Source organism: Nitratireductor arenosus, assembly GCF_009742725.1.
GTDB classification, from domain to species: domain Bacteria; phylum Pseudomonadota; class Alphaproteobacteria; order Rhizobiales; family Rhizobiaceae; genus Mangrovimarina; species Mangrovimarina arenosa.
Genome location: NZ_WPHG01000001.1, coordinates 1,159,347 through 1,179,230 on the forward strand (window position 1 = coordinate 1,159,347; position 19,884 = coordinate 1,179,230).

Genomic DNA, 19,884 nt, shown 5'->3' on the forward strand with positions numbered 1-19,884 from the left:
CATTCGAGAGAACCCGAGAAGGTCGATATGACGGAACTGCCGCCCGGGGTGCGCCACATCGCCAGCTATCTGACGCCGGCCGCCCAGGCCGCGCTGGTGGCGGACATCCGTGCCGTCGTCGCCGATGCGCCGCTCTACACGCCCGAAATGCCGAGGACCGGCAAGCCGATGAGCGTGCGCATGACCAATTGCGGATCGCTCGGCTGGGTGACCGACCGCGACGGCGGGTACCGCTACCAGCCGACCCATCCCGAAACGGGCCGGCCATGGCCGGCGATCCCCCACAGCCTGCGCGCGATCTGGGGCGATCTTTCCGGTTACCCGTATCCGCCCGAGGCCTGCCTGGTGAATTTTTATACGCCCGCCGCCAGGATGGGCCTGCATCAGGATCGCGACGAGAACGAATTCGCCGCGCCGGTCCTGTCGATCTCGCTCGGCGATGCCTGCCTGTTCCGTGTCGGCGACACAAGGCGCGGCGGGCGCACCGTCTCGATCAGGCTGGAAAGCGGCGACCTCGTCGTGCTCGGCGGCGAGGGACGGCTTTGCTATCACGGCGTCGACCGCATCTATCCCGGCACATCGGATCTGCTGAAGACGTCCGGCCGCATCAATTTGACCCTGCGCCGCGTGACCAAACCGGACGCATAGCCCCGTATGTCCTCTATGCCGGCGCCTTCGGGATCGACAGCCGCGCATGGCCGGAACGGCGGCGGTCGGCGCCGTCGGTAACCTGATCTGCTCAGTTGCGGTAGGTCGAGCCTTCCTCGTCGAGAATCGCCTTCAGCTCGTCGAGATGGCGCCGGGCGGCGGCGACCGGATAGGCGTCCATCTGCTCGGCCACCGTGCGTGCCACCGTGTCGGACAGGCGACGCAATGTCTTTCCGGTCCACAGCGCCTTGACGTAGGTTTCGCAGGCGCGTTCGAAATAATAGAGCCGGTCGAAGGTTTCCGCCACGGTGTCGCCGATCACCAGCACGCCGTGATTACCCATCACCATCACTTTGACCCTGGGGTCGGTCAGGAGCGCGGCGCAGCGCGCGCCCTCCTCCGCGAAGGCGAGCCCGCCATAGTGCTCGTCCACCACGACGCGCTCGAAGAAGGTGGCCGAGGTCTGGTCGATCGGCGGCAGGGTGGAGTCGGCGAGCGAGGCGAGCACGGTGGCATGGACGGAATGCACGTGCATGATGCAGCGCGCGTGCGGGCAGTCGCGATGCAGTGCGCCGTGCAGGCCCCAGGCCGTCGGGTCGGGCGCGTCGGGGCGGTTCATCGTGTCGGGGTCTTCGGCGTCGAGTTCGATCAGGTCGCTCGCTTTGATACGGGAAAAATGCATCATGTTCGGATTGATCAGGAAACGCCTGCCGGCCTGGTCGAGCGCCAGCGAGAAATGGTTGGCGACCGCCTCGTGCATGCCGAGCCGCGCCGTCCAGCGGAAGGCGGCGGCCAGATCGGCACGCTCTTCGGCGAAGGGCAGATTGGTGCCGCGCGGTTGACGGGCCGGGGCTGCAACGACGTTCATGGCAAGGCTCCTGTTTGGTTCCGATCGTGCAGCGTCACCGCTTCGACGCGGCTTCCAGATCGTCGAGGTCGCCGATCCTGACATAGTGCAATTCTCGGATGAGCCGGATCGTCGGCTTCAGGCCGAAAGCCGCCGAGCCGATGACGAAGAACCAGATCGCGGTGGTCTCGACCGATGGGTAGAAGAACAGCACCGAGCCGACGAGGAAAAGCAGCGCCGCCGAAAAGTCGACGAGCGTGTAGCCGAGTTCGTAGGCGGCGTAGATCCGGCGGTGGCGTTCGGAGCGGTTTTTGTTGGCTGGATCGAAAAGGGTCACGGTGTCCGGTTCTCCCTGTCGCGCTCTTCGCACCTCTTCGTTGCGGTCGCCGGGGCGAGACCTGGGCGCGGCGCCCAGCCGTGGCTGGCTTGGTTATGGCGAAGCCGGGTCGGCTCATGCGTATGGCCGCGTTCGCAACAGGTGCCGCGCAAGGGCTTGGTCCGACGCATCAAAACCCGCCGCCCGCCGCCTGCGCGCGCTCTCGGGCCGGGCGCGCCAGAACGCGGTCCAGATAGGTGTTGACCCGCTCTGAGGCGATCGCGAACTTGCCGCCGCGTGCCCAGGCGCCAATGTCGCCCAGCATCACGTCGACGGCGGAAAAGCGCTTGCCAAGCGCGTAGTCGCGGTCTGCGAGACGCCGGTCGAGTCCCTTGATCTCGTTGGCGAAATCATGCGCCGTCGCCGGTCCGACCTCGGCACGCAGTTCCTGCGGCAGCAGGAAACGGTGGCGCAATTTGTTCCACAACGGCGCCTCCAGCTCCGATTGCAGAAAGAACATCCAGCCGTCCATTTCGGCTCTCCCGGCGAGACCGGGCTCCGGACCCATGCCCTTGTCGGCATGCTTTTCGGCGAGATAGCAGCAGATCGCCGCCGAATCCGTCACCACCGTCTCGCCGTCGACCAGCATCGGCACCTTGCCGGACGGGTTGAGCGCGAAAGCCTCGGGCGACCGGATCTTGACCTCGACGAATTCGTAGGGCTCGCCGAGTTCCTCCAGCATCCACAATACGCGGCTGACCCGCGATCCGCGCGACCCGACGGCCTTGTACATGATCTGTCGTCCTCCACCGCGGCCCGGCCGCGTTCCGATTTCAGGTGCACACCCTATCCAGGCGTGTCGAACAGGCGCCAGATCCACGATATCTGGTAGATCAGCGCAAAGGCAACGAAGGCGGCGTGAAAGACGCGATTTCGCGTCGCCATGGCTACTACGCATAACGTCACGAACAGCACCGTGCGCACCATATATTCCTTGCCGAAGCGTTCGAAATGGGCTTCGCCCTTCAACAGCGTGTCGACCACTTCGAACAGATAGGTCGTCGCCAGCAAGCCGAAGAACCAGGCCCGGCGGGCAAGGAAAAACTCCTCGTAGCTCCGATAATCCCACATCGAATCGGGAAACAGCAGCGCGCAGAGCAGGAACAGCGCAATCGCGTAGGATATGATGAAGAGATAGACCCCGAAGGTCCAACTCTCGACCTTGAACAGCCCGAACTCCCACCACCAGAAATGCACCAGCATCAGCATCAGCGATGCCACCCAGCCGAGATGGACCGGATAAAGCTATTGGCGCGGATGCTGGACGATACGTGCCACGCCCGACAAAAGCCGCGCGACCGCCAGGCCCACCACCATGCCCATCACGATGCGGATATGCGGATAGATCTGGGTTGAAGAGATCGTGTCCGTTTCCATCGTCATCACGTCGGTTCGTCAATGCGGCGCCCATATCGCCGCAGGTGACGGGAGGCGGATCACACTACTATGCGGGAATCTGTCGCCCAAAAACAAACCCCGGCGCGCATGCGGCCGGGGTTTGTTCGATCGTCGGCGCAGGGCCCGGGGTCAGGCCGCTTCGGCCACCTTGTCTTTCTTCAGCGCCTCAAGGATGGTCTGTGGCGAGGACACGCCATAGGGATCGCTGTCGCAATTGTCGGAGAAACCCTCCTCCTCGAACCATTTTTCGACCACGCCATCGTTGACGACGGCGCCGTAGCGCCAGGAGCGCATCCCGAAGCCGAGATTGTCCTTGGCGACCAGCATGCCCATCTTGCGCGTGAACTCGCCCGAGCCGTCTGGAATGAGCTCGACATTCTTCAGGCCCTGCGCCTTGCCCCAGGCGTTCATGACGAAGGCGTCGTTGACCGAGATGCAGTAGATCGCGTCGATGCCTGCAGCCTTGAACTCGTCATAGAGCTTCTCGAAATCGGGAAGCTGATAGGTCGAGCAGGTCGGCGTGAAGGCGCCCGGCAGCGAGAACAGGACGACGCGCTTGCCGGCGAAATAGTCGGCGCTGGTCTTGTCTTCCCAGCGGAAAGGGTTGGAACCCTCGATCGTCTCGTCGCGCACGCGGGTGCGGAAGGTGACATCGGGTACTTTTCTGACGGTCATGTACAACTCCATTTACGTCAAGAAGGAACGGCCGCGCCGAGGGGAGGAAGTGGCTGGCCGGCGCTAAACGCGCTCGGCGCGAACATAGTCTTTGGCTTTGACCTGTCCAGAGATGCGTGCGTGGCATCGCGTCGCGGTCGATGCTTCCAGCCGGGCTTGATCCACAAAACACCGCAATCGGCAAAAAGCGCGCTTGACATCACATTCTCGACGGATTGGGAACGACAATGACGCGCGGCGCGTTTCGGTATGCTGGCGAACGCGGGCCTGATAGAAGCGGCAAGGAGAGAGCGGCGGATGTTCGATACGATGGACGGCGAAACCGGAGTACTTCACATGACGGTCGGCGCGCTGCTGTTTGCGGCCGCCTTGTCCGTGACGCCACTGGCCGCCCAGGGCCTCGACAGCGAGAAGGCGATCGATACGATCGTCGGGTCGGATGTCGTGGAGGAGGAACAACAGGCCGCAGCCGAGCCGGAACGGATCGTCAAGGCGATCGAAAACACCGCGCAGAACGCCAGGGAAGTGCGCCGAAAGTTCAACCTCGAACGGATCGACATTGTCTTTCTTCCCGATGCCGCCGAGAACAGGGCGCCGAGCGAGATCGACGGCAAGCTGAAGGAATACGCCGAGGAGATCGCCGATCTGCGCCGCGAGATCGAAGGCAATGCCATGCTTTACCACGCGATCGATTCCCGTTCCGTGATGGTCAAGGACGTGCTCGCGGTCGAGTTCGACGGCCAGAATGGCGCAACCGTCTTCGCCGCCGCCAAACCCGTCCGATAGCAGCGGCGCGGTCCGTGGATGGACCGTCGGGCCCGCCATCTCATAAATTTCCCATCGTCATCTGCCGGAACCCGTTGATCCGCCGGTCGTCGCGGCCGCGCTTGGCGTATCGTCGCGGAGTGTCGAGCGGGCGGTAAATGGCCGAGGCTAAGCCTTCCCCTCCCTTATTGTGGCCGGGAGTTTAAGCGTCTAGAACACCGAACGAGGACGCAGGTCCGCCTTGCAGAGGGATCCGGGGATTGATGAGCGATCGGCTTACTGACGACATTCTTGACAAGATCGCTGACCATGCCGGTCTCGACAAGGCCGAGATCACCGCTGATACCGAGCTGATGGAACTCGGGATCCATTCCCTGGAACTGACGGAGATCATCTTCGACATCGAGGAAAAATACGACATCGAGGTGGAGATGAACACGTCGGAGGCCTGGAGCCGGCTCAAGAATGTCGGCGATGTCGTCAAGGCCGTGCGCGACCTGATCGAAGCCAAGTCCTGACATGCCGGATCGGGGCCGGATCGTCATAACGGGGCTGGGAGGCATCTGTGCGCTGGGTACCGACGCCGGCGCGATCTGGCAATCGATGATCGCCGGCCGGCAGGGGATCGCCCCGCTCACGACGGTCCCGCTGCACGATTTGAAGGTGACGATCGGCGGCGAGATTGCGGAATTGCCGGACCACGGGCTCGAGCGGCGCCAGCTTGTCACGATGGACCGCTTCAGCCTGCTGGCCGCGATCGCCTCGCGCGAGGCCCTGCACCATGCCAAGATTAAGGTCACGCCCGAAAACGAACATCGCATCGGCTCAGTGATCGGAACCGGCATATGCGGCTGGGAGGCGATCGAGGAAAGCTATCGTACGGTCTTTCTTGAGGGAAAGAAGCGTGCCAACGTCTTCACCGTGCCGCGCGTCATGCCGGGTGCCGCCGCCGGCCAGGTCAGCATGGTGAACGGCCTGCGCGGACCGGTCTTCGGCGTGACCTCGGCCTGTTCGTCCTCCAATCACGCCTTTGCCGCCGCCCTCGACCAATTGCGGGCCGGGCGCGCCGACGTGATGGTGGCGGGCGGTGCCGACGCGCCGCTGGTCTATGGTGTACTGAAGGCATGGGAATCGCTGCGCGTTCTGGCGAAGCAGGCTTGCCGCCCGTTCTCGGCCGATCGCGACGGCCTCGTGCTTGGCGAAGGCGCGGGCGTGGCGGTGTTGGAGACCTATGACCATGCCCGCCGCCGCGGGGCTCCGATCCTTGCCGAGCTTGTCGGCGTTGGCATGTCGGCCGACGCTTCCGACATCGTCGCACCGAGCGTCGAGGGCCCGGCGGCCGCCATGCGGGCCTGTCTCGCCGATGCCGGGCTCGCCGCCAACGAGGTCGACTATGTCAACGCCCACGGCACGGGGACCAAGGCCAACGACAAGATCGAGACCGAGGCGCTCGGGCGTGTGTTCGGCGATCACGCCGGCGATCTGTCGGTGTCCTCGACCAAGTCGATGCATGCGCATTGCCTCGGGGCGTCCGGCGCGCTGGAAATGATCGCCTGCGTCATGGCGGTGCGCGAGGGCATCGTGCCGCCGACCATCGGATATCGCGAGGTCGATCCCGACTGCCCACTTGACGTGACGCCCAACCAGGCCCGACAGCGCGACGTGCGCGTGGCGATCAGCAACGCCTTTGCCTTCGGCGGTACAAACGCCGTGGTCGCGGTCAAACGGGTCTGATGTCGGCGCGACGGTTTTCTGATAATTGGGCGGTCGGCTGATCGGCTGGTTTGCGGCCGACGCCTCTCGCCGCTGCCGCCGTTCAATTTCCGAAAAGCTTGCCGAGCGCCTTTTCGAGCTTCGAGCGTTCCTCGGGATCGGCAGTCGCCGGCATGATGAAGCGGTTCAGAAAAAGTCGCGCATCCTTGACGCTCGCCACGCTGCCGCGGCGCAGATAGGACAGCGTCGACAACAAGACATTGTCGTCGCCGCAGGCCGCCGGTGAATAGATCCAATAGGACCCGTTCTCGCCTTCCGCCTCCTGCATGCCGCAACGCTTGTCGGGCGGCGCGTCGCGCCAGAACAGGGACAGGATGTCGGTCAGCGCCGAGGGGTTGTTGGCGTAGTAGCTGTGCTTGAGCATGTCCTCGCCAATCCCGGTCATGTCTATGCTGTCGACCTCGGCCGTGTGCAGGATGCTGCGGCCGCCCTGGCCGGCGCGCGGCGCATCGCCATGAAGTTGCCGCGACACGGCCAGCGCCCAATCCTTGTTTGACGCGTAGAGTGTGATGCGGTTGGCGATCGGGCGGATGGTCTTCATCATCTCGGCGAACAGCCCGGCGTCGAGATCGGGCGCGGTGAACAACACCTGGTCGAAAGCAGGGTTCTTGCCCCGGTAGCGCAGCGCAAACAGTTCCAGCGCGTCGGTCATGGCACGGTTGCCCATCGAATGGGCGATCAGGTGAATGCGCGTCGCGCCCGATTTGGCGACCAGATCCTCCAGAAAGCGGCTGAGGCGCCGGCCTGACAGGTTCACCACGGCTGTGTCGGCGATATAACTCATCACCGAAGCGCGCGAAGGCCAGGAATAAAGCACCGGCAGGCCGTCGAAATTCATGTCGTAGGCCATCTGGGCGGTGCGCTGCGCCGCCTCGTGGAACGGCACATTGAAGCCGTGCACGAAGACGAAGGCCTCCGGCGAGCCGGAGGCGGTGGCCTGCTGGCGCATCTCGCCGAACACCGTCTCGGGCGAGCCCGGAGTGACCGACTGCAGCACCACGTGCCGTTCCGGGTCTTCGCGGAACTGAAAGGTCCACCAGGACGGTTTCTCGATCTGACCGGGGCGATGCTGCTCGGGAATGCTCACCGTCGCCGTGCCCAGTTCCAGCTCGCCGCGCTGCCCGCCGTAAAACTCGTTCGGCACCGCGCTGCCCGAGCGCGCCCGGTCCGTGGCGTAGTATATCTTGACCCTGGTGAATTCCTTTTCGGGGTCGGGATCGAAGGCGCGGCTGGTTTCCTCGAGCCGGCGTGCGCTTTCCTCATGGCTGGCGACCACGCGGTTGGCCGCCTCGGCGACGGCACTGTCGTTCGCCGCCTCGGCGATCGCAGCGAGTTCCCGCAGCAGGGGTGGGATCGCCTCGGCCAATGCGGCCGTGCGGGCGATCGCGAGCGCCTGTTCGAGCGTCGCGACCGCGGCCGCAAGATCGCCCAGCGCGCGCTGATCGCTCGCCAGCGCGCGCAGTACGGGAACGAGTTCGGGAGCGGTCTGTCCGGCGCTGGCGCCGATCTGCGCGGCAAGACCCGCGCGGGCCCGTGCAGCCGCCGCCCGGTCGCCCTTAAGCTCCTGTAGTTCGGCCAGGCGTGAAAGCAGGTCGCGGATGGTGCGCGGATCGGTTTCGTCAGCACGGGCTGTTTCCAGCAACGCGATCGCCGCGTCGAGATCGCCCTCGACAACCGCCTGTTCGATCCTGACGCCGAGCAGCGGATCGGCCGCGCCCGCCGGGCCAAGTGTGCTCACACCCAATGCCGCCGCCAGCCCGATGGCGCGAAGTCCGCCTCCTATCGGAAAGACGGGGGACGTCAAAAACCTGCCAAACATAACCCACCCGCGCGTATCGAAATCCTGTTGCCGTGCCTGTCGTTCTAGCGACTATCCCGGCTTCGCGCGACAGTCCAATAAACGGGGACTTGATCGGCCTGTTCCCGGCCGCGGCACAGCCGATACTGGCCGGCGAATGTGGAATATTTGCGGTTCGTCGTATCGCGGCAGCAAAGTCCACGGCCTCGCCGGATGGAGCGGGCATGAAAAAACCCCGCCGGAACGATCCGGCGGGGCCTGGTTTCGAGCCTGCTCGGGCAGGGACTAGTTGTCGCCCTGCTTCTTGAGCGCGGCGCCGAGAATGTCGCCGAGCGAGGCGCCGGAATCGGTCGACCCGAACTGGGCCACCGCCTGCTTCTCCTCGGCGATTTCCAGCGCCTTGATCGACACGTTGATCTTGCGCGTCTTCTTGTCGAACATGGTCACGCGGCCGTCGACCTTCTGGCCGACCGCAAAACGCTCGGGGCGCTGCTCGTCGCGGTCGCGCGACAGGTCGGAGCGGCGGATGAAGGCCTCCAGGTCGTGATCGACCAGCTTGACCTCGATGCCGCCATCCTTGATCGCGATGACCTCGCAGGTGACGATCGCGTTCTTGCGCAGATCGCCGGAGGCGGCCGCCTCGCCGACGGCGTCACGCGAAAGCTGCTTGATGCCGAGCGAGATGCGCTCCTTGTCGGTATCGACGTCGAGCACCTGCGCCTTGACCATGTCGCCGCGATTGTACTCCTCGATCACCTGCTCGCCCGGACGCACCCAGTCGAGATCCGACAGATGCACCATGCCGTCGACGTCGCCTTCCAGGCCGATGAACAGGCCGAACTCGGTCTTGTTCTTGACCTCGCCCTCGACGATCGCGCCGACCGGATGGCTGCTGGCGAATGCATCCCACGGATTTTCCAGGGTCTGCTTGAGGCCGAGCGAAATGCGGCGCTTCTGCGGGTCGACCTCGAGCACCACGACGTCGACCTGCTGCGTGGTCGACAGGATCTTGCCCGGATGCACGTTCTTCTTGGTCCACGACATCTCGGAGACGTGGATAAGACCCTCGATCCCCGGTTCCAGCTCCACGAAGGCGCCGTAATCGGTGATGTTGGTGACCGTGCCGGTGATCTTCTTGCCGAGCGGATATTTGGTGCCGATATCTTCCCACGGATCCGCCTCGAGCTGCTTCATGCCCAGCGAGATACGGTGGGTTTCCTGGTTGATGCGGATGATCTGCACCTTGACCGTCTGGCCGATCGACAGGATCTCGGTCGGGTGGTTGACCCGGCGCCACGCCATGTCGGTGACATGCAGCAGGCCGTCGATGCCGCCGAGATCGACGAAGGCGCCGTAATCGGTGATGTTCTTGACAACACCTTCCACGACCTGGCCTTCCTCGAGATTCTGCACGATCTCCGAACGCTGCTCGGCACGGCTCTCCTCGAGCACGGTGCGGCGCGAGACGACGATGTTGCCGCGGCGGCGATCCATCTTCAGGATCTCGAAGGGCTGCGGATTGTGCATCAGCGGGGTGACGTCGCGGATCGGCCGGATGTCGACCTGGCTGCGCGGCAGGAAGGCGACGGCGCCGTCGAGATCGACCGTGAAGCCACCCTTGACCTGGTTGAAGATGATGCCTTCGACGCGTTCGCCCTTGGAGAATTTCTCTTCCAGGCGCGTCCAGCTTTCCTCGCGGCGCGCCTTGTCGCGGCTGAGCATGGCTTCGCCGAGCGCGTTTTCGATCCGCTCGACATAGACCTCGACCGTGTCGCCGACATTGAGCTGGCCGTCCTTGGCCTTGGCGCCGAATTCCTTCAGCGGCACGCGGCCTTCGACCTTGAGGCCGACATCGATGATGGCCATGTCCTTCTCGATGGCCGTGACCGTCCCCTTGACGACCTGACCTTCGCCGGCATTGGTTTCCTGGAAGGATTCTTCGAGAAGGCTCGCGAAATCATCGCGGGTGGGATTGGATTGTGACATTGAAGCTCCTGGGTGCCCGGCTGTCTCGCGGGCGGCACCGGCGGTTCGTGTTGCGTTTCGCCTGTCGGCGCGCCCCGCTCTTGCGAGCAAATCGCCGCTTTGGGCGGCGGTCCGGTGCATCGGGACGCGGACGGACAATGATTGGATCGAAAGCAAAAAAGCGGTCCGCCTGCCTTCCCCGAATGGGGACGAGCAGCGCGCCGCCTCGCTTCAGCTCCCGTTCCGGCCGGCAATCGCGTCGTCAATGATCGCTTTTGCTGTCTGGAACGCGGTTTCTATATCCATTTCGGACGTATCGAGCAAGTGCGCATCGGCCGCCGGCCGCAGCGGCGAATCGGCCCGCCCCATGTCGCGGGCGTCGCGGCGCTCGATGTCGGCGAGGATCGTGGCGTAGTCCGCGGCGCCGCCGCGATCGAGGATCTCGTGCAGGCGCCTTGTCGCGCGCACGTCGGCCGATGCGGTGGCGTAGAGCTTCACCGCCGCGTCGGGGCACACCACCGTGCCGATATCGCGCCCGTCGAGCACCGCGCCGGGAAGCGCCGATGCGAAGGCGCGCTGGGCCTCGACCAGGATGGCGCGTACGCTTGCCATCACCGCCACCTTGGAGGCCGCCTCGCCGATGACGTGGGTCGACAGCAGATCGCGGTCGAGTTGCGCTAGGTCGAGCTGCCCGGCCGCCGTCTCGGCCGCCGACACATTGTCGAGCGGCAGGCCGTAGGCCAGCATGCGCTGCGCCACGGCGCGGTAGGTCAGGCCGGTATCGAGATGGCGCAGCCCGTAATGCGCGGCCAGCCGGCGCGCCAGCGTGCCCTTGCCGGACGCGGCCGGACCGTCGATGGCGATGACGAGCGGTGCGGCAGCGCTGCTCATACCGACCTGGTGATGCCGCCGTCGATGCGCAGATTCTGGCCGGTGATATAGGATGATTTGTCCGAGGCGAGGAAGACGATCAGCTCGCCGACCTCGTCGACCGTGCCGTAGCGGCCGGCGGGAATGCGCGCGCGGCGGTCTTCCTTCTCGGGCAGCGAATCGATGAAGCCCGGCAGCACGTTGTTCATGCGGATATTGTCGGCGGCGTATTTATCGGCAAACAGCTTGGTGAAGGCGGCGAGCCCGGCCCGGAACACGCCAGAGGTCGGAAAGGTCGCTTCCGGCTCGAAAGTGGCATAGGTGGAGATGTTGACGATCGCGCCGCTCTTTTGCGCCTGCATCAGCGGCGTGACGAGACGGGCGATGCGCACGACGTTGAGCAGATAAAACTCCATGCCATGGTGCCAGTCCTCGTCGGAGATCGAGAGCACGTCGCCCTTGGGACCGTGGCCGGCGCCGTTCACCACCGCGTCCACGCGGCCGTAGCGCTCCATCGTCAGATCGACGAAACGCTTGAGATCCTGGGGTTTGAGGTTGGAGCCGGTGAAGCCGAGCCCGCCGAGTTCGCGCCCCAGCGCCTCGCCCTTGCCTGACGACGACATCACCGCCACGGCAAAGCCAGCCGTGGCCAGCTTGCGCGCGGCTGCCGCGCCCATACCGGAGCCGCCGCCGACGATCATCGCGACTTTTTGATCACCCATTGTAACCTCCCTTTGCGTCAAGTGAAATCCGCTCCGAGGCCTGTCATCAGGTCCATAAACTCCGGAAAACTGGTCGCGATCATCGTCCGGTCGTCCACCGCCACCGGTTTCTCGCTCGCAAGCCCCAGAATCAGGAAACTCATGGCGATGCGGTGGTCGAGATGGGTTTCGACGAGGCCGCCGCCGAGCCCCTTGCCATCCGGGCGTCCGCGCACCAAGAGCGTGTCGGTGCCTTCCTCGCAGGCGACGCCATTGACTTCCAGCCCGCGCGCGACGGCGGCGAGCCGGTCGCTTTCCTTCACGCGCAGCTCGTCGAGCCCCTGCATCAGCGTTGCGCCCTCGGCAAAGGCGGCTGCCACCGCCAGCACCGGATATTCGTCGATCATCGACGGCGCCCGCTCGGCCGGCACGGTAACGCCTTTCAGCTCAGATGCACGCACGCGCAGATCGGCGACGTCCTCGCCGCCGGCCATGCGTCGGTTAAGCAGCTCGATCGAGCCGCCCATTTCGATCAATGTGGTGATCAGCCCGGTGCGGGTCGGGTTCATGAGCACGTTTTCGATCGTGATGTCGGACCCGGGCACGACCAGCGCGGCCACCAGCGGGAAGGCGGCCGACGACGGGTCGCCCGGTACCGCGATCACCTGGCCGGCGAGCCGGCCGTGGCCTTCCACGCGGATATGGCGCGTACCGTCGGCGTCGGTCTCGACCTCTATCGCGGCGCCGAAGCCGGCAAGCATCTTTTCGGTGTGGTCACGGGTCATCACCGGCTCGATCACCGTCGTCACGCCCTTGGCGTTGAGTCCGGCCAGAAGTACCGCCGACTTGACCTGGGCGGAGGCGACCGGGACACGATAGCTGATCGGCGCGGCATGTTTGGGACCCTGGAGGGTGAGCGGCATGCGGTCGCCGACCGCCGCCTCCAGCACCTGGACGCCCATTTGTCGCAACGGATCGAGCACCCGGCCCATCGGCCGCTTCGACAGCGACGCGTCGCCGACAAAGCGCACGCGCATATCGTACGGGCCGACCAGCCCCATGGTCAGCCGCGACCCCGTGCCGGCATTGCCGAAATCGAGCGGCGCCTCGGGCTCGAGCAGGCAGCCATTGCCCGTGCCGGCAACCACCCAGTCGGCGCCGTCGCGCTCAATGCGCGCGCCCATCGCTTTCATCGCCTCGCCGGTGCGCAGCACGTCCTCGCCTTCCAGCAGGCCCGATATGCGCGTTTCGCCGGAAGCCAGGCCGCCGAGCATAAATGCGCGGTGGGAAATCGATTTGTCGCCGGGCACTCGGACGTGCCCGGCGAGCACGCCGGTCCGGCGGGCGGTGGCGGGCGACTGCGTGGCGGGAGCGTTCATCGTCTGTCGGTCCTGAAGCGGAATGTTCGGCCAAGCGTCGGCGGCAAGGGCGGCGGTGTCCTATCATGGCTTTCCGCCCTGGTCATCCCCGCCGGGCTGGGCTTGGAAAGACAGCGGACGCTAAGGCCGCATTTGGCTTTGACAGCACGCCAAACTGTGTTTATGGGGACCGATCTTTTTTCAGCAATGAAATGCCCGTTACCGAGGCGTCAGGCGATGCGGCCGGCCGGAGCGGGCCACATCGTGACGAGGCGCTGCCGTGGCTAAATCCGAACTAGGCACCAAACGCATTTGCCCCGAAACGGGTCGCAAATTCTACGATCTGGGCAAGGACCCGATCGTTTCCCCCTATACCGGCACCACCTATCCGCTGTCCTACTTCGAGGCCGGCACGGCCGTGGAGAAGGAAGAGGAGGAGATCGAGCAAGCCGATACCGAAGCCGATACCGAGGAGGCGGGCGCGGAAATCGTCTCCCTCGAAGAGGCCGAGGAGGAGGAAACCGGCAAGAACAGCGATCTTCCCGATGTCGACGGCGATGACGACGACGTCGATCTGGGCGACGATGACGACGACGATACTTTCCTGGCAAGCGAGGACGAGGATGACGACGATGACGTCACCGGGATCATCGGCGTCGGCGGCGAGGACGACGAGGAAACCTGACCGCCCGAAAATTCACGCGCGGATCGCGTCCATGCGGGCTTGATCTTCGCGTCTGGCGGGGATAGAAGCCGCCAGCACTTGCGCACCGGCGAAACTGGTGCGCCGACCTCTTCGCCGGAAACGGCGCCGGCTTCGGCCGGAGTGTGGGGCCATAGCTCAGTTGGGAGAGCGCTTGAATGGCATTCAAGAGGTCAGGGGTTCGACTCCCCTTGGCTCCACCAATTTTTCGCTCTCGCTGAATTTTTCGCGGCCGCCGACATCCCGCGGCCGGGCTGACCCGATCTGGAATTTTGCCTATCGCGTCGGGGGGATCATCGGTGCTATCCGGGCGGCGACGATTCTATGAAGGTGGACCCGGTTTGAGCACGCTTCCCGAAACGAGCTGGCCGAAACTTGACCGCGATCTGGTCGCCATCCTGCGCGGCGTCGACCCGGGCGAGATCGAGGCGATCGGCGACGCGCTGGTCGAGGAGGGCTTCGAGGCGATCGAGGTGCCGCTCAATTCCCCCGACCCCTTGCGTTCGATCGAAACGCTTGCTGCGCGTCACGGCGCGCGCTGCCTGATCGGCGCCGGCACGGTGCTGACAAAGGCCGATTGCGGCCGCGTGGCAGACGCCGGCGGTCGGCTGATGGTGAGCCCGAATGTCGATCCGGTCGTCATCGGCGCGGCGCGGGCCCGCGGCATGGTTACCATGCCGGGCGTATTTACGCCGACCGAGGCGCTGCAGGCGCTTGCCGCCGGCGCGTCCGGCCTGAAATTCTTCCCCGCCGGCGCGCTCGGACCGTCGGGCATTGCCGCGATCAAGGCCATCCTGCCCGCCGACGCGCTGGTCGCCGCCGTCGGCGGCGTTTCGGAGGCGAGTTTCGCCGATTATGCCCGGATCGGCGTGCGCGCCTTCGGCCTTGGCACCGGCCTCTACAGGCCGGGCGACGGAGCGGACACGGTGCGCGACCGCGCCAGGCGGGCCGTGGCCGCCTATGACGCGGTCTATGCCCGGAACTGAACGGCTACGTTGACCCTCAGCTGCTGAACGCGAAGGCGCGCTGCGGATTCTCGACCAGGAATTTGTGCACCAACGCCGGGCCGTCGAAACCGGCCTCGCCGGCCTCCTCGATAAAACGCGGCACCCATTTTTCCAGGATATAGCCCATGCCGAGGCCGCCTTCGCCGTAGCTGGCGAACATGGTGCGCCGGGCGATGTCGCCGCCGACCAGCACCTGGTCCTCGTGGCCGTGGCGGACGAGATCGAGAATGCAGCGCGTGCGCACGTCCTCGGGATAATATTTGACCCGGGTGATGCCGTCGAAGGAGAAAAAGGCGCCGCTATCGGCGACCTTGCGGTGTAGCCAGCCGTCGGGATTGCGGTCGAGATGGGCGATCGTCAGCCGGGCCGGATCGACGCCTTCCTGCCTGACGAGTTCGAGCTGCTCGAGCGCCATCGTGCCGAGTTCGGTGTGCGAATGGATCGGCGCGCCGGTCTGCTTGTGCGCGTCGAGAACGGCAAGCAGCACCTTGATCTCGGCCTCGCTCATCGTGTTGTAGCCCGTGCCGAACTTGACCACACCGCCCTTGATGTCGGTGCCGTCCATGCCCTCGGTGACCTCGGCGACGACGTGGCGGGCGAGTTCGGCGCGGCTCTTTGCTCCGATCCACTGCGCGAAGGTCATGCCGGTGCCGGGCATCGTACCCGGCCACATGATCGCCTTGTTGAAGCCGGCCGTGGCGATCACCTGCACGCCGGCCGCCTTGGCGATGCGCTTGACCGTGCCGACGTCGCGGCCGTAATCGATCGCGGTCGCGTCGTAGATCGTGCGCCCGCCCGCCTTGGCAAACAGCGCCAGTTCGGCCTGCGACGCTTCCGGACTGTCGAGCAACAGGTCGACGTCGCCCTTTTCCTTCCACAGCGCCGGAATGCAGTAAATATGGTCGTGGGCGTAGGTCACGCCCATCTCGGCCGGATCGATATCGCCGTCCACGGTTCGCACAAAACCCATCTCGTCGCTCCGTATGAAAATGATTTTCATGGTGATTATATCAAGAAAATCACGCATAAGCACGTCAGAAAAAGTTTGACGAAAATAATTGCAATAGTCCGCGCATTTGCTACCTTAGGCGCGACGCGCCGCTTCGGGCGCATTTCGTCAAGAGGCACGCATGGCTTTGATCCGCACGGTGCTTGGAGATATCGAGGCCGAAGGTCTCGGATTGATCTATACCCACGAGCATCTCATCACCTGTCCGCCCGCCGTCCAGAAGGATCGTGATCTCGAGCTGTCGAGCTATGAGTGCTCGCTGCGCGAACTGACGATCTTCAAGCAATGCGGCGGCACGCTTCTGGTCGAGGCGACGACGCTGGATTATGGCCGCGATCCGGCCGCCATGGCGCGCATGTCGGCCGAGGCTTCTGTGCCGGTCGTGGCGGTCAGCGGCTTCAACAAGGCGGCCTATTTCCCGCTCTGGGTAGAGACGACGCCGCTCAACCAGATCGCCGACAAGCTCGTGCGCGACGTGGTGGAGGGCATGGATGGCGGCCCGCACAAGGCCGGCCATCTGAAATCCGGCGGTTCCTACAATTTCATTCATGCGCTCGAGGAAAAGACCACCCGCGCGGTCGGGCGCGCGCACAAGGAAACTGGCGCGCCGATCTGGCTGCATACCGAAGCCGGCACGATGGGCCTGGAAATGCTTGACCTGCTCGAGGATGAAGGCGTCGATCTGGAGGCGGTCGTGGTCGGCCATTCCGACCGCAATCCCGACCCCTATTACCACGCCGCGATCGCCAATCGCGGCGCCACCGTCCAGTTCGACGGCGTCGCCAAGGTGAAATATCATCCCGACAGCACGCGCATCGCCTGCGCCAAGACGCTGATCGAGGCCGGGCATGCGTCGCGCCTGATGATTTCGGGAGACATGGGCCGCGCGTCCTACCTGGCCGGTTATGGCGGCGGACCGGGTTTTGCCTTCATCGCCACGAAATTCATTCCGCGCATGCGTGGCGAAGGCATAGACGATACGGTCATCGACGCGATCTTCAAGGCGAACCCCGTGCGCTGGCTCGCGCGGTTCTGACCGATCGGCCCCGAAACATCGAAGCGCGAGACCCCATGACCGTCGAAGCGAAATATCTGAGCCGCGATGCCTTTGCCGAGCGCATTGCCAAAGTTCCCGCGGTCATCCTGCCGCTGGGCGCGACCGAGCAGCATGGCCACCACCTGCCGCTCGGGGTCGACATCATCCTGGCCGATGCGCTGTCCAAACGGATTGCCGAGGCGACCGGCGCCACGGTGATGCCGGCCATGCCGTTCGGCTATTCCTGGGTGTGGCGCGACGATCCGGGCTCGGTCAGCGTCGAATCGCGCACGCTCGAGGACGTGATCTGCCAGGTGGCCGAAAGCCTCGCCCGCCACGGCGTGCGCCACGTCTTCCTCGTCAACGGCCACGAAGCCAACGGCGCGACGATGAAATATGCCTCGCGCCGGCTTTGGGACCACGCCGACGTCAAGGTCTGGCGGCTGTTTTATCCCGATCTCGCCGCCGTGATGGCCGAACATTGCGAAAGCCCGACCTGGCAGGGCATCGTTCATGCCTGCGAGTTCGAGACGTCGCTGATGCTGGCCGTCGCGCCCGAGCTCGTCGACATGACCAAGGCGGTGCGCGAATATCCCGAGCGCGATCGCGGCTACTTCCAGGGCGGACGTCCGATGGGCGAGCTCAGCCGCAGTGGCGTGTTCGGCGACGCCACGCTCGCCACGGCCGAGAAGGGCGATGCGATGCTGTCGATCTTCGTTGAGAACATGGCCACAGCCGTACGCGAGATTTGCGCGGGCGGCTGACCTGCTTCATACCGGTTCCACCGCCAAACGAAGTCGCCGGGATGGACCATGAATGACGTCTTCAGCCGCATCAGCAAGATCTATCCCAGCCTGAAGAAGGCGGAACGGCGCATCGCCGACCTCATTCTGGCCGACGCGGATTTCTTCCTGCGCGGCTCGATCACCGAGGTCGCGCAGGCGGCCGGCGTGTCCGCCTCGTCGCTGACCCGCTTCAGCCGCCATCTCGAGGTCGAGGGGTTCCGCGAGCTCAAGCTCTCGGTCGCGCAGGCCAAGAGCGCGCAGAGCCCCTATTACCACCAGTCGGTACAGGCGTTGAACGAGATCGAGATCGCCGAGGGGCGTCTTGAATATCTCTATCTCCAGCAGATCGTCGCCGCGCTCAACTCGACCTTCACCCGGCTGGACGCCGAGGCGCTGGTTGACGCGATCCGCGCGATCCGTTCGGCGCGCCGCATCCGCACCTTCGGGGTGGCCGTCTCCGGCCTGATCGCGTCCGAGACGGCGATGCGGTTCATGCGGCTGGGACTGGAGGCGAGTTATGTCGGCGACGCCCATTTCATGCGTATCGCCTCAAGCCTGCTCGGCGCCGGCGATGTCGCGATCTGCATATCGCATACCGGCCGCTCGCAGGAGGTGCTCGAGGCCGCCGACATGGCGCGCCGGCAAGGCGCCCAGGTCGTCGGGCTCACCGCACCCCACACGCCGCTGTCGCGCAAGGCCGACATTTTGCTCGAACTCTCCGTTTTCGAGGAGATCGACATCTACACGCCGTCGATCTCGCACTTCGCCTATCACTACGTCATCGGCCTGCTGGCGTTTCATATCGGGCAGTCGTCGGATCTCGACAGGGATGCGCTGCTGGCCAAGATCAAGGCGGGACTCGCGCCGGGGCAAAGCGCGGAACCTGCACAATGAAAATATTTGCAAGTTTCTTTAAACAATAAAATCAACGAATTAGCAGTTTCACATGTCTGTAGGAAAATCTTTACATTTCTGGAGGTGATGTTAGAGTCGGCCGCGATGGAAACCGGTCGCGGCTATGTCCTGAACGATCCAGGCACAGCGGGGCCGACCAACGCACAGGGGAACGGCAATGAGAATTTCGGGTATCTGCACAGCCTTCACGGCGCTTCTTCTCGCCTCGACCGCGCAGGCCGAGACAGAGGTGACGCTGCATTCGGGCCTGGGGCCGGCCGAGGGCGCAACGCTCGTCGACGTGTCGAAATACGAAGCGCGCCGCGACGGCGCCTACACGATCGGCTTTTCCAACGTTTTCACCGGCAACAGCTGGGTGGTGCAGCTGCTGGAAGAGGCCGCCTGGCGCGCCGAGCAGTTCCCGGAAATCGAGCGCTACATCGTGACCGACGCCAATTTCGACCCCTCCAAACAGGTGGCCGACGTTGAGGATATGCTCGCCCAGGGCGTCGACGCGATCGTCATCAATCCGACATCGCCGGTGGCGATCGTTCCGGTGCTGGAAAAGGCCTATGATGCCGGCGTCGCCGTGATCATCGTGGCCGCCGACGCCGAGACCGACAAGGCGACCGTTCGCATTCTGGCCGATCAGGTCAAGTTCGGCCGCGACGGCGGTGAATTCCTCGCCGAGGCGATGGGCAACGAAGGCAAGGTGATCGCGCTGCGCGGCATTGCCGGCATATCCGTCGATACCGATCGCTGGGCCGGTGCGGAGGAAGTCTTCGCCAAGCATCCCGGCATCGAGGTTGTCGGCGAGGTCTATGCGCAATGGGCCTACGATCAGGGTCGTCAGGCCTGCGAGAGCCTCGCGCTCGCCCATCCGCAGATCGACGGCGTGTGGTCTTCGGGCGGCGCCATGACCCAGGCCTGCATCGAAGTCTTCAGCGAACTCGGTCGCGACCTCGTGCCCATGACCGGCGAAGCCAATAACGGCTTCTTCGGAGCCTGGAAAAAGAACCAGGACGCCGGCTTCGATTCGATCGCCCCGCAGAACCCGACCTGGATGGTCGCCGAGGGCGTCGCTGCGGCGGTGGCGGTGTTGAACGGCCAGGAGATCTATGCCGAATACAAAGTGGTCGCCGAGCCCTACACCTCCAAGGACCTGGACACGCTCTACCGTCCGGACCTGAACGATTCCTACTGGGTCGGCTCGATCCTGCCCGACGACAAGCTCAAGCAGCTTTACGGCAACTGAGCCGCGCAACGTGTCACCGGG

The 19,884-nt window shown here is 64.7% G+C and carries 20 protein-coding genes, 1 tRNA gene and 1 pseudogene; 11 read left to right on the forward strand and 11 right to left on the reverse strand.

Translation table 11 applies throughout. The annotated features are described in order from the left end of the window. Positions 1-27: 27 nt before the first annotated feature. On the forward strand, positions 28-648 hold the full coding sequence (locus tag GN330_RS05605; protein WP_156711633.1) for an alpha-ketoglutarate-dependent dioxygenase AlkB family protein: 621 nt from the start codon (positions 28-30) through the stop codon (positions 646-648). A gap of 91 nt (positions 649-739) precedes the next feature. Here the strand turns inward: GN330_RS05605 and GN330_RS05610 are convergent, their stop codons facing one another. The 5 genes and pseudogenes from GN330_RS05610 to GN330_RS05630 all read right to left on the reverse strand — a co-directional run bounded on the left by GN330_RS05610 (position 740) and on the right by GN330_RS05630 (position 3,944). After that, complete coding sequence (locus GN330_RS05610; RefSeq protein WP_156711634.1) at positions 740-1,516, reverse strand: class II aldolase and adducin N-terminal domain-containing protein; 777 nt, start codon at positions 1,514-1,516, stop codon at positions 740-742. 34 nt (positions 1,517-1,550) lie between these two features. Then, on the reverse strand, positions 1,551-1,832 hold the full coding sequence (locus tag GN330_RS23950) for a YrhK family protein (RefSeq protein ID WP_343040294.1): 282 nt from the start codon (positions 1,830-1,832) through the stop codon (positions 1,551-1,553). Between the two features lie 169 nt (positions 1,833-2,001). Then, positions 2,002-2,604, reverse strand: a complete 603-nt coding sequence (locus GN330_RS05620) for a glutathione S-transferase family protein (protein WP_156711636.1) — start codon at positions 2,602-2,604, stop codon at positions 2,002-2,004. 53 nt (positions 2,605-2,657) lie between these two features. After that, positions 2,658-3,248: pseudogene (locus GN330_RS05625) on the reverse strand (hypothetical protein). Positions 3,249-3,398: 150 nt separating this feature from the next. After that, a complete protein-coding gene (locus GN330_RS05630) occupies positions 3,399-3,944 on the reverse strand; it encodes a peroxiredoxin (RefSeq protein ID WP_156711637.1) in 546 nt (181 codons plus the stop codon). Positions 3,945-4,241: 297 nt separating this feature from the next. Here GN330_RS05630 and GN330_RS05635 point away from each other — a divergent pair, with 297 nt between their 5' ends. The 3 genes from GN330_RS05635 to GN330_RS05645 all read left to right on the forward strand — a co-directional run bounded on the left by GN330_RS05635 (position 4,242) and on the right by GN330_RS05645 (position 6,443). Beyond that, positions 4,242-4,730, forward strand: coding sequence for a hypothetical protein (locus GN330_RS05635; RefSeq protein ID WP_156711638.1), 489 nt, complete (start codon positions 4,242-4,244; stop codon positions 4,728-4,730). A gap of 242 nt (positions 4,731-4,972) precedes the next feature. Beyond that, positions 4,973-5,227 (forward strand): acyl carrier protein, encoded by a 255-nt coding sequence (locus tag GN330_RS05640; RefSeq protein WP_156711639.1) that lies wholly within the window; start codon positions 4,973-4,975, stop codon positions 5,225-5,227. A gap of 1 nt (position 5,228) precedes the next feature. Next, positions 5,229-6,443 (forward strand): beta-ketoacyl-[acyl-carrier-protein] synthase family protein, encoded by a 1,215-nt coding sequence (locus GN330_RS05645; RefSeq protein ID WP_156711640.1) that lies wholly within the window; start codon positions 5,229-5,231, stop codon positions 6,441-6,443. 82 nt (positions 6,444-6,525) lie between these two features. Here the strand turns inward: GN330_RS05645 and GN330_RS24085 are convergent, their stop codons facing one another. The 5 genes from GN330_RS24085 to aroA form a co-directional block, all read right to left on the reverse strand. After that, positions 6,526-8,220 (reverse strand): alpha/beta hydrolase, encoded by a 1,695-nt coding sequence (locus GN330_RS24085; RefSeq protein ID WP_156711641.1) that lies wholly within the window; start codon positions 8,218-8,220, stop codon positions 6,526-6,528. A 345-nt stretch (positions 8,221-8,565) separates the two neighbouring features. Next, positions 8,566-10,266 carry a 30S ribosomal protein S1 gene (gene rpsA / locus GN330_RS05655; RefSeq protein WP_156711642.1) on the reverse strand — a complete coding sequence of 567 codons (1,701 nt, stop codon included), beginning with the start codon at positions 10,264-10,266 and terminating at the stop codon, positions 8,566-8,568. A gap of 210 nt (positions 10,267-10,476) precedes the next feature. After that, positions 10,477-11,136, reverse strand: coding sequence for a (d)CMP kinase (cmk, locus tag GN330_RS05660; protein ID WP_156711643.1), 660 nt, complete (start codon positions 11,134-11,136; stop codon positions 10,477-10,479). After that, complete coding sequence (locus GN330_RS05665) at positions 11,133-11,837, reverse strand: SDR family oxidoreductase (RefSeq protein ID WP_156711644.1); 705 nt, start codon at positions 11,835-11,837, stop codon at positions 11,133-11,135. Before GN330_RS05665 ends, cmk begins: the two co-directional genes overlap by 4 nt. Before the next feature lie 17 nt (positions 11,838-11,854). Continuing rightward, positions 11,855-13,195: a 3-phosphoshikimate 1-carboxyvinyltransferase gene (aroA, locus tag GN330_RS05670; protein ID WP_156711645.1), complete on the reverse strand. Its 1,341-nt coding sequence runs from the start codon at positions 13,193-13,195 to the stop codon at positions 11,855-11,857. 259 nt (positions 13,196-13,454) lie between these two features. Between aroA and GN330_RS05675 the strand changes: the two genes are divergently transcribed. The 3 genes from GN330_RS05675 to GN330_RS05685 all read left to right on the forward strand — a co-directional run bounded on the left by GN330_RS05675 (position 13,455) and on the right by GN330_RS05685 (position 14,863). Then, the gene (locus GN330_RS05675; protein WP_343040298.1) at positions 13,455-13,859 is read left to right on the forward strand and encodes a TIGR02300 family protein; all 405 of its coding nucleotides are present in this window, start codon (positions 13,455-13,457) and stop codon (positions 13,857-13,859) included. A gap of 145 nt (positions 13,860-14,004) precedes the next feature. Next, a tRNA-Ala gene (locus GN330_RS05680) sits at positions 14,005-14,080 on the forward strand. A 138-nt stretch (positions 14,081-14,218) separates the two neighbouring features. Further along, positions 14,219-14,863, forward strand: a complete 645-nt coding sequence (locus GN330_RS05685; protein WP_156711646.1) for a 2-dehydro-3-deoxy-6-phosphogalactonate aldolase — start codon at positions 14,219-14,221, stop codon at positions 14,861-14,863. Between the two features lie 16 nt (positions 14,864-14,879). On the opposite strand, the gene GN330_RS05690 is transcribed toward GN330_RS05685, so the two are convergent. Next, on the reverse strand, positions 14,880-15,854 hold the full coding sequence (locus GN330_RS05690; protein ID WP_156711647.1) for a phosphotriesterase family protein: 975 nt from the start codon (positions 15,852-15,854) through the stop codon (positions 14,880-14,882). A 160-nt stretch (positions 15,855-16,014) separates the two neighbouring features. Here GN330_RS05690 and GN330_RS05695 point away from each other — a divergent pair, with 160 nt between their 5' ends. The 4 genes from GN330_RS05695 to GN330_RS05710 all read left to right on the forward strand — a co-directional run bounded on the left by GN330_RS05695 (position 16,015) and on the right by GN330_RS05710 (position 19,863). After that, positions 16,015-16,929, forward strand: a complete 915-nt coding sequence (locus GN330_RS05695) for a phosphotriesterase family protein (protein WP_156711648.1) — start codon at positions 16,015-16,017, stop codon at positions 16,927-16,929. 35 nt (positions 16,930-16,964) lie between these two features. Continuing rightward, positions 16,965-17,693 (forward strand): creatininase family protein, encoded by a 729-nt coding sequence (locus GN330_RS05700; protein ID WP_156711649.1) that lies wholly within the window; start codon positions 16,965-16,967, stop codon positions 17,691-17,693. A 48-nt stretch (positions 17,694-17,741) separates the two neighbouring features. Then, positions 17,742-18,608, forward strand: a complete 867-nt coding sequence (locus tag GN330_RS05705; protein WP_156711650.1) for a MurR/RpiR family transcriptional regulator — start codon at positions 17,742-17,744, stop codon at positions 18,606-18,608. Between the two features lie 178 nt (positions 18,609-18,786). Beyond that, positions 18,787-19,863 (forward strand): ABC transporter substrate-binding protein, encoded by a 1,077-nt coding sequence (locus GN330_RS05710; protein WP_156711651.1) that lies wholly within the window; start codon positions 18,787-18,789, stop codon positions 19,861-19,863. The last annotated feature ends 21 nt before the right edge of the window (positions 19,864-19,884 follow it).